Annotated in this window: 12 protein-coding genes; 1 reads left to right on the plus strand and 11 read right to left on the minus strand. The window is 70.4% G+C overall.

Annotation, left to right across the window (positions count from 1 at the left end; translation table 11 throughout):
* Positions 1-83: 83 nt before the first annotated feature.
* The 3 genes from AC069K_RS32830 to AC069K_RS32840 are packed head-to-tail and all read right to left on the minus strand — an operon-like array spanning position 84 to position 3,180.
* On the minus strand, positions 84-791 hold the full coding sequence (locus AC069K_RS32830) for a UbiX family flavin prenyltransferase (RefSeq protein ID WP_358832712.1): 708 nt from the start codon (positions 789-791) through the stop codon (positions 84-86).
* A gap of 38 nt (positions 792-829) precedes the next feature.
* Positions 830-1,732 carry a menaquinone biosynthesis prenyltransferase MqnP gene (gene mqnP / locus AC069K_RS32835; protein ID WP_365107403.1) on the minus strand — a complete coding sequence of 301 codons (903 nt, stop codon included), beginning with the start codon at positions 1,730-1,732 and terminating at the stop codon, positions 830-832.
* Positions 1,729-3,180: a menaquinone biosynthesis decarboxylase gene (locus tag AC069K_RS32840; RefSeq protein ID WP_478622237.1), complete on the minus strand. Its 1,452-nt coding sequence runs from the start codon at positions 3,178-3,180 to the stop codon at positions 1,729-1,731. Before AC069K_RS32840 ends, mqnP begins: the two co-directional genes overlap by 4 nt.
* Before the next feature lie 89 nt (positions 3,181-3,269).
* Here AC069K_RS32840 and AC069K_RS32845 point away from each other — a divergent pair, with 89 nt between their 5' ends.
* Positions 3,270-3,560 (plus strand): PLD nuclease N-terminal domain-containing protein, encoded by a 291-nt coding sequence (locus AC069K_RS32845; protein ID WP_365107399.1) that lies wholly within the window; start codon positions 3,270-3,272, stop codon positions 3,558-3,560.
* 69 nt (positions 3,561-3,629) lie between these two features.
* On the opposite strand, the gene AC069K_RS32850 is transcribed toward AC069K_RS32845, so the two are convergent.
* The 8 genes from AC069K_RS32850 to hemL form a co-directional block, all read right to left on the minus strand.
* Positions 3,630-4,133 (minus strand): SRPBCC domain-containing protein, encoded by a 504-nt coding sequence (locus tag AC069K_RS32850; RefSeq protein ID WP_478622240.1) that lies wholly within the window; start codon positions 4,131-4,133, stop codon positions 3,630-3,632.
* A 55-nt stretch (positions 4,134-4,188) separates the two neighbouring features.
* Complete coding sequence (gene ccsB, locus AC069K_RS32855) at positions 4,189-5,280, minus strand: c-type cytochrome biogenesis protein CcsB (RefSeq protein WP_365107394.1); 1,092 nt, start codon at positions 5,278-5,280, stop codon at positions 4,189-4,191.
* A complete protein-coding gene (gene resB, locus AC069K_RS32860) occupies positions 5,277-7,022 on the minus strand; it encodes a cytochrome c biogenesis protein ResB (protein ID WP_365107391.1) in 1,746 nt (581 codons plus the stop codon). The genes ccsB and resB overlap by 4 nt, the downstream gene beginning before the upstream one ends.
* A gap of 2 nt (positions 7,023-7,024) precedes the next feature.
* Positions 7,025-7,789 (minus strand): cytochrome c biogenesis CcdA family protein, encoded by a 765-nt coding sequence (locus tag AC069K_RS32865; protein WP_358832725.1) that lies wholly within the window; start codon positions 7,787-7,789, stop codon positions 7,025-7,027.
* A 43-nt stretch (positions 7,790-7,832) separates the two neighbouring features.
* Positions 7,833-8,441: a TlpA family protein disulfide reductase gene (locus tag AC069K_RS32870; protein ID WP_358832719.1), complete on the minus strand. Its 609-nt coding sequence runs from the start codon at positions 8,439-8,441 to the stop codon at positions 7,833-7,835.
* 101 nt (positions 8,442-8,542) lie between these two features.
* Positions 8,543-9,784 (minus strand): polysaccharide deacetylase family protein, encoded by a 1,242-nt coding sequence (locus tag AC069K_RS32875; protein WP_365107388.1) that lies wholly within the window; start codon positions 9,782-9,784, stop codon positions 8,543-8,545.
* Between the two features lie 298 nt (positions 9,785-10,082).
* Complete coding sequence (locus tag AC069K_RS32880) at positions 10,083-10,775, minus strand: histidine phosphatase family protein (RefSeq protein WP_358832721.1); 693 nt, start codon at positions 10,773-10,775, stop codon at positions 10,083-10,085.
* Positions 10,772-12,085 (minus strand): glutamate-1-semialdehyde 2,1-aminomutase, encoded by a 1,314-nt coding sequence (gene hemL, locus AC069K_RS32885; RefSeq protein WP_478622243.1) that lies wholly within the window; start codon positions 12,083-12,085, stop codon positions 10,772-10,774. Before hemL ends, AC069K_RS32880 begins: the two co-directional genes overlap by 4 nt.
* Between the last annotated feature and the right edge of the window lie 124 nt (positions 12,086-12,209).

Consider the following 12,209-nt stretch of genomic DNA (forward strand, 5'->3'; position numbering starts at 1 on the left):
AGTTTATGGATAAATCTAAGGCATGCAGGGTCGACACCCTGCGAATCATTGAGCAAGACGTGCGAATGCGCCGTCCGGCAGCGCTAGCCGGGACGAGAGCCTCCCCCGAGCTCCCCCTCCCACCGCCGGTACAGGCCGTGCGGCACACCGGCCGCGTCCAGCACGCGCCCGGCGACGAAGTCCACCAGGTCCTGGATGTGCGTCGCCCCCGCGTAGAAAGCCGGCGAGGCGGGCAGCACCACGGCTCCCGCCTCGTCCAGCGTCACCAGGTGCCGGAGGGTCTGGCCGTTCAGGGGCGTCTCGCGCACCGCGACCACCAGCGGGCGCCGTTCCTTGAGCGTCACGCTCGCGGCCCGCTGCAACAGGTCCTTCGACAGCCCCAGCGCCACCCCCGCCACACACGCCGTGCTGGCCGGCACGATCAGCATCCCCCGGACCGGATACGAGCCGGACGACGGCCCCGCGCCGAGGTCCCCGGCGCTCCAGTGCCGTACCCGCTCCAGCGACGCCTCGTCCACGCCGAAGGTCCCGGGCTTGCCGTCCGCGCCCCGCGCCAGCCACGCCGCGAGGTCCTCGCGCCAGTGCGCGTCACGGAAGGCGATCCCCGTCTCGTCGAGCAGGGTGAGCCGCGAGGCCCGCGAGACCACCAGGTCCACGCTCTCCCCCGCCGCGAGCAGCCCGCGCAGCACGGCCGCCGCGTACGGCGTCCCGGACGCGCCGGAGACCCCGACGACCCAGGGCGTGCGCGGCCGCGGCGCCTCTCGCTGACTGTGTACGTTCACCTGCTCCACGCGTCCGAGCCTATCCGGCCACCCGGGGGCGGGAACCGTCACACCGAGAGCCCGCGCACCAGCAGATCGAGGAGCGCGCAGACGAAGAGCGAGATCCCGATGAAACCGTTGGTGGTGAAGAACGCCCGGTTGAGTCGGGACAGGTCGTGCGGCTTGACGATCGTGTGCTCGTAGACGAACGCCCCGGCCACGATCACCAGCCCGGTCCAGAAGAAGACCCCGGCGCCGGTCGCCACCGCGTACCAGACGAGCAGCGCCGTGGTGACGGCGTGGCAGGCGCGCGCGCCCCGGATCGCGTTCGGCACGCCGAACCGGGCGGGCACCGACAGCACGCCGCACTCGCGGTCGGACTCCACGTCCTGGCTGGCGTAGATCAGGTCGAAGCCGCCGATCCAGACGCCGACCGCAAGCCCCAGGACCACCGCGTGCCACGACCACTCCCCGGTGATCGCGAGCCAGCCGCCCACCGGCCCCATGGCCTGGGCGAGGCCGAGGATCGCCTGCGGGAAGTTGGTGAACCTCTTGCCGTACGGATAGACCACCATCGGGATCACCGCGATGGGGGCGAGGGCCAGGCAGAGCGGGTTGAGCAGTCCGGCGGCGCCCAGGAAGACGACCAGGGCGATCAGCGCGCCGGTCCAGGCCGAGCGCACCGACACGGCACCGGTGACCAGTTCCCGCTGGGCCGTGCGCGGATTGCGGGCGTCGAGCTCGCGGTCGATGATCCGGTTGCAGGCCATCGCGAAGGTGCGCAGCCCCACCATGGCGACGGTGACCAGCAGCAGCTTGATCCAGTGGATGTCCCCGTCCAGGCGGAACATCGCGGTCAGGGCGGCGATGTAGGCGAAGGGCAGCGCGAAGACCGAGTGCTCGATCATGACCAGCCGCAGGAAGGCTCTGGTCCGGCCGGGCTGCGGGACGGCGGCGGCGGAGGCGCTCACAGTCCGTACTCCTTCCACCGTCGGGTCACCCGTTCGGCTGTCTCCGGGTCCGACTCGACCATGTGCGGCCAGCCGCCGTCGCGGGTGTAGCCCTCCTCGGGCCACTTCGCGGTCGCGTCGATGCCCGCCTTGCCGCCCCAGAACTGCTGGTACGAGGCGTGGTCGAGGTGGTCGACCGGCCCCTCGACGACGGTGAGGTCGCGGGCGTAGTCGGTGTTGCCCAGCGCCCGCCAGGACACCTCGTGCAGGTTGTGGACGTCGCAGTCGGCGTCGACGACCACGATGAGCTTGGTGAGCGACATCATGTGCGCCCCCCAGATCGCGTGCATCACCTTCTGCGCGTGCTTGGGGTACTTCTTCTCGATCGAGACGATCGCGCAGTTGTGGAAGCCGCCGGACTCCGGCAGGTGGTAGTCGACGATGTCCGGCACGATGACCTTCAGGAGCGGCAGGAAGAACCGCTCGGTGGCGCGGCCCAGCGGCCCGTCCTCGGTGGGCGGGCGGCCCACGACGATGGACTGGAGCAGCGGGCGCCGGCGCATGGTCACGCAGTCGATGGTGAGCGCGGGGAACGGCTCCTGCGGCGTGTAGAAGCCGGTGTGGTCGCCGAACGGGCCCTCGGGGAGCATCTCGCCGGGCTCCAGCCACCCCTCGATGACGACCTCGGCGTTGGCCGGGACCTGGAGCGGCACGGTCTTGCAGTCGACCATCTCCACGCGCTTGCCCTGGATGAACCCGGCGAGCATGTACTCGTCCATGTCGCCCGGCAGCGGCGCGGTCGAGGCGTACGTGACGGCCGGCGGACAGCCGAAGGCGATGGCGACGGGCAGCCGCTCACCGCGCCGGGCGGCCACCGCGTAGTGGTTGCGGCTGTCCTTGTGGATCTGCCAGTGCATCCCGATGGTGCGCTTGTCGTGGCGCTGGAGGCGGTAGAGCCCGAGGTTGCGCACGCCCGTCTCGGGGTGCTTGGTGTGGGTGAGGCCCAGGTTGAAGAAGGAGCCGCCGTCCTCCGGCCAGGTGAACAGCGCCGGAAGCCGGTCGAGGTCGACGTCGTCGCCGGTCAGGACCACCTCCTGGACCGGGGCGTCCTTCACCTTCTTCGGCGGGACGTGGACCATCGAGCCGAGCTTGCCGAACGCCTCGCGCACCCCGACGAAGCCGTGCGGCAGCTCGGGCTTGAGCAGCCCGCCGATCTTCTCGCTGATCTCGTCGTACGAGGCGAGGCCGAGCGCCTTGAGCAGACGCCGGTCGGTGCCGTACACGTTCATGGCCAGCGGCATGGCCGCGCCCTTGACGTTCTCGAAGAGGAGCGCGGGGCCGCCGGCCTTGTTGACACGGTCGACGATCTCCCCGACCTCCAGGTACGGGTCGACTTCGGCCTTGATGCGGATGAGGTCGCCCTCACGCTCCAGCGCCCTCAGGAGCGAGCGAAGATCGTCATAAGCCATGGGGTCAAGTATCGGGCACCGGTTACCCTGGGCCCGTCACCGGGGCTGCCACACACCCCGCCGCCGTTCCCTGGGGGGACCACCCGAACATGCTCAGGTATCTGCCGTTCCTGCTGGTCCTGGCGCTGTGGATCTACGCCTTCATCGACTGCCTGAACACCCCGGAGGAGGAGGTCCGCGGCCTGCCGAAGGTGGTGTGGGTCATCGTGATCCTGCTCTTCGGCGAGGTGCTGCTCGGACCGGTCGCCTGGTTCTTCGCGGGCCGCCCGCGCCGCGTGGCCGGACACCGGGGCGGCTGGACGGCCCCGGACGACAACCCGGACTTCCTGGCGGGCCTGAACCGGCCGAAGCCGAAGGAGGACCCGGAGGGGCGGGAGTAGGGCCCAGGAGGGCGGGAGCAGGTCCCGGAGGGGCGGGAGCAGGCCCCCTTCCGGCGGCGCGGACCGGGCCTACGCGTCCGCGTACTCCTTGCGGAGCTCCGTCCACCGCCCCGGTGACCACGTCGACCAGTCCTTCGGGCGCCCCCGCAGGGCCTCGCCCAGGAACTCGAAGTGGTTGTGCCAGCCTGCCAGGCAGTCCAGGCGCAGGGCGTCGTCGCCGGGGAACTCGTTGGTGAAGCGCAGCACCGTGGCCGAGGGTCCCGCGGCCTCCAGGTGGAAGCGGACCCGACCGTGCAGGTCCACCGTGTACTCGGCGACCCGGTCGGTGTCCCACGCCGTGACATGGCCGTGGTGGATCCCCTCCGGCCCCGCGTTCAGCCAGCGCAGCGTCACCGCGCCGCCGAGCCGGGGCTCCAGGACATCGGCCGCGCACAGCCAGCCGGGCAGTCCCTCGGGGGTGGCCACGGCCTCCCAGACCGCCTCCGGCGGGTGGGGCAGGCGCAGCTCGTAGCGGAGCAGCCAGGCGTCGTCGTGGGGCTCACTGGTGCCATGAGGGATCACATCATCCGTCATGGCACCAGTGTCACCCGAACGGGCGCGCCGCGCCCGCGCACACCGGATACGGGGGCTACACGCCCGCGTACGAGTGCTTGCCGTTCACGAAGATGTTGACGCCGTAGTAGTTGAAGAGCCAGCAGCCGAAGGCCAGCAGCGCCAGCGTGGCGGCCTTGCGGCCCTTCCAGCCGGCCGTGGCGCGCGCGTGCAGGTAGCCGGCGTACGCGACCCAGGTGATGAAGGACCAGACCTCCTTGGGGTCCCAGCCCCAGTAGCGGCCCCACGCGTCGCCGGCCCAGATCGCGCCCGCGATGATCGTGAACGTCCAGAGCGGGAAGACCGCCGCGTTGACCCGGTAGGCGAACTTGTCCAGCGAGGCCGCGGCGGGCAGCCGCTCCAGGACCGAGGTGGCGAAGCTGCCGGGCTTGCCGCCCTCGGCCAGCTTCGCCTCGTAGCGGTCGCGGAAGAGGTAGAGCACGGTGGCGACGGCGCCCACGTAGAAGACCGCGCCGCAGAAGATCGCGGTGGAGACGTGGATCCACAGCCAGTACGAGTGCAGGGCCGGCACCAGCTGGTCGCTGGCGGTGTAGAGGACCGTGACCGCGAGGCCGAGGTCGAGGAGGACCGAGGTGACCAGCGGCAGGCCGAGCCAGCGCACGTTCTTCTTCAGCACCAGGAGCGTGACGTACACGCCCACGGCGACCGTGGAGAAGGTGATGTTGAACTCGTACATGTTGCCCCACGGCGCCCGCTGGACGGACAGCGCGCGGGTGAGCACCCCGCCGGCCTCGACGAGGAAGGCGAGGACCGTGAAGGACACGGCGATACGGCCGTAGAGGTCGCCCTTCACGTCGCCGGCCGCCGCGCCGGGCCCGTCCGGCACGTCACGGTTGCCGGCGGAGGAGCGGGTGACGACCTTGGGCCGCTCCAGGACGGCGGTGCCGCCGCCCTTCTTGGCGACCCGCACCTTGACCGTGCCCGCGCCGTCCTGCCCGGCGGCGTCGGCGGTCAGGGCCGCCGCGGTGCGGGCGACCTTGCTGCGGCTGCCGAGGATCCACTCGGCCATGTGCGCGAAGAAGGCCAGCAGATAGACCGCCATCGCCGAATAGATCAGGTAGTTGCTGGTGTGCGCCAGGCTCTCGTTGGTCGTGGCGGCGAGGATCACTTCTCGGCCCCTTCGGCTTCGGCGGGTTCTGCCACCTGGTCCCCGGCGGGTTCAGGTGCGGGATCGGGCGCGGTCGGCGCCCGCGGGATGAGCGTGACCGCGAGATCGGCCAGCTCCTCGGGGAGCTTCGCGGACTCGCTCCGCCCAAGCCCCGCCATCTCGACGACGGTGACGCCGTCCTTACCGGGCACGGCGCGGACCCATACCCGGCGCCGCTGGATGAACAGCGATCCGGCCAGGCCCGCGATGGCCAGGGCCGATCCGGTCAGGGCCAGGTCGTTGCCCGGCTGCTGGGAGATCTGGAAGCTCGCCCACTGCTTGATGTCCTTGTCGAAGGTGATCGACCCGGCGCCCTCGGGAAGCTCCAGCGTCTCGCCCGGCAGCAGGGTCTTCTTGAGGACCTTGCCCTGGTCGTCCTTGAACGGCTTCATCTTGTCGGTGTCGAGCTGGTACACGTTCTGCGGCAGCCCGGAGTTGACCCCGAGGCTGCCGTGGTACGCGCCGACGTTGAGGACGGGGAAGTCCAGCGCCGGGAACTGGGAGAACATCGTCCCGTTGCCCTTGCCGCCGTAGGTCGGCACGAAGAACGCGGCGAAGCCGAGCTGGTCCCACTTGCCCTTGGCGTCGGTGTAGCCGTCGTACACCTTGATGGCGCCGCTGGAGGAGATGTTGTTGTCGATGGGCAGCAGCGGCACCGCGCCGTGGAAGACGACCTTGCCGCGGCCGTCCTTGACGGTGACGGTCGGCGCGTAGCCGTGGGCCAGGAGGTAGACCTTGGAGCCGTCCACCACCAGCGGCTTGTTGACCTCGATGGCCTTCTTCCGCGGCTTGCCGTCGGCGCCCTCGGAGTAGGTGACGTGCGCGGTGAACTCGCGGGCGGTGCCGCGGTTGGGTCCGCTGCGCTCGTACGTGGCGTCGAACCGGTCCAGGGTGAAGCTGAAGGGGGCGAGGTCGTCCGTCTTGAAGAGCGAACCGGACTTGAAGTCGTCGTACTGGGTGAGGGTGTTGGAGAACCCGTCGCCCTGGACGATCAGCTTGCCGCCCTCGGACTTGAAGAGCTGGCCGACGGCGAACGCCACCAGGATCAGGATCAGCGAGACATGGAAGATCAGGTTCCCGGCCTCGCGGAGGTAGCCCTTCTCCGCGGCGACCGCGTCGCCCACCACGTGCGTACGGAAGCGGCGCTTGCGCAGCATCGCCGCCGCGGCCTCGCGCACCTGCTCGGGCTCGGCCTCGGTGCGCCAGGTGGTGTACGCGGGCAGCCGGGTCAGCAGCCGGGGCGCGGCCGGCGGGCGGCCGCGCAGCTGGCCGATGAACTGCCAGGTGCGCGGGACGATGCAGCCGATCAGGGAGACGAACAGCAGGATGTAGATCGCGGAGAACCACACCGAGCTGTACACGTGGAACATGCCGAGCTTCTCGTACAGCGGCGAGATCGTGTCGTGCCGCTTCTGGAAGTCGGCGACCTTCAGCTCGTCCACATTGGTCTGCGGGATCAGCGAGCCGGGGATCGAGCCGAGGGAGAGCAGCAGCAGCAGGACGAGCGCGACCCGCATCGAGGTCAGCTGGCGCCAGAACCAGCGCACCCAGCCGAGCACACCGATGCCGACGGGGCCGTTCGAGAGGTCCTCGGCCGGAGCCGTGGAGAGCTGGGAGCCGGCCGCGCCGAGGTCCCGCTCTTCGGCGGAGCGTTCCGCCGCCGTCCGCGGCGCCTCTTCGGGGGCCGCTTCGGTCTTGCTCATGTTCAGACACCCACCTGGAAGCCGTTGGACCACACCTGCACCTGCTGGATGAGCTCCGCCCAGGCCCCGGTGAGCAGCAGCAGACCGGTCGCGATCATCATCACGCCTCCGGTGCGCATCACCCACGCGTAGTGCCGCTTCACCCAGCCGAAGGCGCCGAGGGCCTTGCGGAAGGCGACCGCCGCCAGCACGAACGGCAGTCCGAGACCGACGCAGTAGGCGACGGTCAGTATGGCCCCGCGGCCCGCACTCGCCTGGTCCATCGCCAGGACGTTCACCGAGGTGAGCGTCGGGCCCAGACACGGCGTCCAGCCGACGCCGAAGAGCGCGCCCAGCACCGGCGCCCCCGCGAGCCCGGTCACCGGCCGCTTGTGGAACCGGAACTCGCGCTGGGTGAGCCAGGGCATCAGGCCCATGAAGAAGACGCCCATGAGGATCATCAGCACGCCCAGGATCTTGGAGAGCGTGCCGTTGTAGTCCTGGAGCGTCTGGCCGAAGAAGCCGAACAGGGCCCCGCCGGAGACGAAGACGGCGGTGAACCCGAGGACGAACAGGCTCGCCCCGGCGACCATCCGGCCGCGCCTGGCCTCGGCGAGGTCGGTGCCGGTGACGCCCGTCACGTAACTGAGGTAGCCGGGCACCAGCGGCAGGACGCAGGGCGAGAAGAAGGAGATCAGCCCGCCGAGCACGGCCACCGGGAGAGCGACGAGCAGGGCACCGCTGAGGACCGTGTCGTTCACGCCGGGCGTCGACTGGGCGGCGGCCAGAGCCGGGTGCGCGGCGGTCACGGTCAGGGTCGCGTCCACGACATCACTTCTCCGCGATCAGCGGGTCGATCATCTGGTGGAGCTTCTTGTCGTCGAGCGCCATCAGCGCCCGGGCCGCGATCTTCCCGTCCCGGTCGAGCACGATCGTCGAGGGGATGGCCTGCGGATTCAGGCTCCCCTTGGGAAAGCGCAGAATGAGCTTGCCGATCGGGTCGTACAGGCTCGGGTAGTCCGCCTCGAACTGCTTCTCGAACGCGACAGCCGGGCCCTTGTCCGTGTCGCGGGTGTTTATCCCCACGAACTCGACGCCCTTGGCCCGGGTCTCCTTGGCGACCTTGCTGAGGTAGGGCGCCTCGGCCCGGCAGGGCGCGCACCACGAGCCCCAGACGTTCAGCACGACGACCTTGCCCTTGAGGTCGGCGACGTCGAGCCGCTTGCCGTCGACGGTCTCGCCGGACAGCTTGGGCGCGGCGTGCCGGCCGCTCTTGGCGACGGTGGAGATGCCGCCGGTGCCGGTGACGAACTTGGTGTCGCCCGAGCCGCCGGACGTACCTCCGGAGCCGCACGAGGTGAGGGTCAGCGCACCGGCGGCCGCGACTGCCGTGACCAGCAGGAAGGCGCGGCGGCGTGGAAGGGCAGGACTCACGGACATGTGAAAAGTTTCGCATGACCGTTTGGGGGATCTTGGGCACCCCCCTGGGTGCCCGTAAAGACCCTTGTCAAGGCCGCCTAAAAAGCCGCCCCGCCGCGTCCTCACGCCTGCTGGAGGAACGCGTTCCAGCCGCCGGCGGGCTTCTCGCCGACGCCCAGCGTCCGCAGCTTGGCGAGGACCTTGGGGTCCTGGACGTCGAGCCAGTCGCAGTACTGCCGGAAGGAGACCAGGCGTACGTCCTTCTTCCCGGCCATCCCCTTGAGCGCCTCCTCGACGGCGTCCATGTAGATGCCGCCGTTCCACTGCTCGAAGTGGTTGCCTATGTAGAAGGGCGCCCGGTTGGTCTCGTAGGCGCGGGTGAAGCCCTTGAGGTACGCCTGGGTGGCCTGCTTGCGCCAGCCCGGGTAGTTCGCCGGCGGCGCCTTGGTGGAGTTCTTCGACTGGTTGGCGAGGATGTTGTAGTCCATCGACAGCACCTCGAAGGAGTGCCCGGGGAACGGGATCGCCTGGAGCGGCAGGTCCCACAGGCCGTGGCGCTTGACCGGCCAGACCTGGGTGCCGCCGGGCGAGGAGGCGTCGTAGCGCCAGCCGAGCTTCTGCGCGGTGGGCAGCAGGTGGTCCTGGCCGCGCAGGCAGGGGGTGCGCCCGCCGATGAGCTCGCGCTTGTAGTCGAACGGCAGCGGGGCCTCGTCGGTCCAGCCGGTGTTCGTCTTCCAGTTGGTGACGAACGACATGGCCTGGTCGATCTCGCTCTGCCACTGGGCCGGGGTCCAGTTGGCGACGTCGCCGCGGCCGGAGCAGAAGTGCCCGTTGAAGTGCGTGCCTATCTCGTGGCCCTCGTTCCAGGCCCGGCGCACGTTGGTCAGCGTCGCCTTGATGTGGTCGTCGCTGAGGTAGCCGATGTCCGAGGCGCCGACCTTGTTGTTCGGCGGGTGGTAGAGCCGCTTCTTGGACTCGGGCAGCAGATAGAGCCCGGAGAGGAAGAAGGTCATCGACGCGCCGTGGTCCTTGGCGAGGTCGAGGAAGCGCGGGAAGAGGCCGTTGCCGACCTCGCCGGCGCCGTCCCAGGAGAAGACCACGAACTGCGGCGGGGTCTGACCGGGTTCGAGGGGGACGGGCTTGGGGGGCTGGTGCGGCTGCTTGCCGGTGTCGGCGGTGGAGCCGTCGCCGATGAGCTTGGCGTCCGGCTTCTTGCCGGAGCCCTGGGTGCCCTTGCCGTTGCCGTTCCCGGTGCCGGCCTTGCCGCTGTCCGAGCCGTCACCGCCACCGCAACCGGCCACACCGACCGCGGCCGCGGCCCCCAGTCCCAGCCCGAGCATTCCCCTTCGACTGATCCCACGCATACCGTTCGTCCCCATCGCATCGTCGTCCCCGGTGTCCACACCGGCCACAGCCCCTGTGGACATCAGATGAGATGCCCATGGGCCCACGATGGTTCCGCACAGTCGCACAAAACTTCGCAAATCGTACGCTTCGTCAATTCCGCTGCACGCAGCGCGACGAGGGGACGGGACGGGAAAGGGACGTTGCTCCCGCCCGCCAGCCGTCCCCCCGCACCCCCGGACACCCAGGGGCGCGGGGAACCGCGCGCCCGGCCCCCACCGGCCCGCAGCCAGAAAACAGCCCCCGGGGGCCGAAGCCCTACGCCCCGAACCCCTTCGACTTCCCCTTCGCCGGCTTGGCACCCGCCAGCAGGTGCGCCGGGACCAGGTCGCGGGCGGGCTCGCTGTAGCCCACCGAGACGATCTTGTCGCCGCGGTACGTGAACGAGGTGAGCGAGGCGAGCGTGCACTGCCGCTTGCGCGGGTCGTGCCACAGCCGCCGCCGCTCCACGAACGAACGCACGGTCCAGATCGGCAGCTGATGGCTCACCAGCACCGCCTCGTGGCCGCGGGCCGCGTCGCGGGCGGCGTCCAGGGCGCCCATCATCCGCACGACCTGCTCGACGTACGGCTCGCCCCAGGACGGGCGGAACGGGTTGGTGAGGTGCTTCCAGTTCGCGGGCTTGCGCAGGGCGCCGTCGCCGACGCCGAACGTCTTGCCCTCGAAGACGTTGCCCGCCTCGATCAGCCGCGCGTCCGTGCCGAGGTCGAGCCCGTGCGCCTTCGCGATCGGGGTGGCCGTCTCCTGGGCGCGCTCCAGCGGGGACGCCGCGACGTGCGTGATGTCCCGCGCCGCCAGGTGCTCCGCGACCCGGTCGGCCATCTGCCGGCCGAGCTCGGAGAGGTGGAAACCGGAGCGGCGGCCGTAGAGCACGCCGTCGGGGTTGTGCACCTCGCCGTGGCGCATCAGGTGCACGACGGTGAACTCGCTGTCGTGGGTGCTGTCACTCATGCGGTGGCCTCCGCGGCGGCACGGGCGGCGGCGGGCAGCGCGGCCGCGACGCGCTCGATCGCGCGCTCGTCGTGGGCGGTCGAGACGAACCAGGACTCGAAGGCGGACGGCGGCAGGTAGACGCCGTTCGCCAGCATCGCGTGGAAGAACGCGGTGAAGCGGAACGCTTCCTGCTTCTTCGCGTCCTCGTAGTCGCGGACCTCGTCGGGGGTGAAGAAGACGGAGAACATGTTGCTCGCCGTCTGGAGCCGGTGGGCGACGCCCTCCTTGGTGAGCGCCTCCGTCACCAGTCCCTGGATCTCCTTCGACACCGCGTCGACCTTCTCGTACGCGGCGTCGTCGAGCAGCCGCAGCTGGGCGAGGCCCGCGGCGGTGGCGACCGGGTTCCCGGAGAGGGTGCCCGCCTGATAGACGGGGCCGGCCGGGGCGAGGTGGGCCATCACGTCCGCGCGCCCGCCGAAGGCCGCGGCCGGGAAGCCGCCGCCCATGACCTTGCCGAAGGTCATCAGGTCCGGCTTCACGCCGTCGACGCCGTACCAGCCCGCCCTGCTGGTGCGGAAGCCGGTCATCACCTCGTCGGAGATGAAGAGCGCGCCGTTCTTGGCGCAGGCGGCCTTGAGCCCCGCGTTGAAGCCCTCGGCGGGCGGGACGACGCCCATGTTGCCGGGCGAGGCCTCGGTGATCACACAGGCGATCTCGCCCGGGTGGGCGTGGAAGGCCGCGTGCACCGCGTCCAGGTCGTTGTAGGGCAGGACGATCGTGTCGCCGGCCTGGGCGCCGGTGACGCCCGGGGTGTCCGGCAGGGCGAACGTGGCCAGACCGGAACCGGCGGCGGCCAGCAGCGCGTCGACATGACCGTGGTAGCAACCGGCGAACTTGATCACCTTGGCGCGGCCGGTGAAGCCGCGGGCGAGCCGGATCGCGGACATGGTCGCCTCGGTGCCGGACGACACCAGGCGGACCTGCTCGACGGGCTCGATCCGCTCGACGATCTCCTCGGCGAGCGCGACCTCGCCCTCCCCCGGTGTACCGAAGGAGGTGCCGCGCGCGACCGCGGCCTGCACGGCCCCGACCACCTCGGGGTGCGCGTGGCCGAGGATCATCGGACCCCACGAACACACCAGGTCGACGTACTCGCGCCCGTCGGCGTCGGTCAGATAGGGCCCCGTACCCGACACCATGAACCGGGGCGTACCGCCCACGGCGCGGAAGGCACGGACGGGGGAGTTCACGCCGCCGGGCGTCACAAGGGACGCGCGGTCGAATAGCGTCTGCGAAACTGGGGCGTCGTATTCGTACGGATAGCTCACACAGCCATGGTGGCAGAGGCCCGGACGTTCTTGCGGACAGGTGTTTCACCGCACCCCGGTGGGGGAGGTCACTGACACGATGATCGGGTTGCGCGGCGGGGGTCGCGCCGTCTACAAAGCAGTC

Source organism: Streptomyces sp. NPDC043908, from assembly GCF_056435525.1.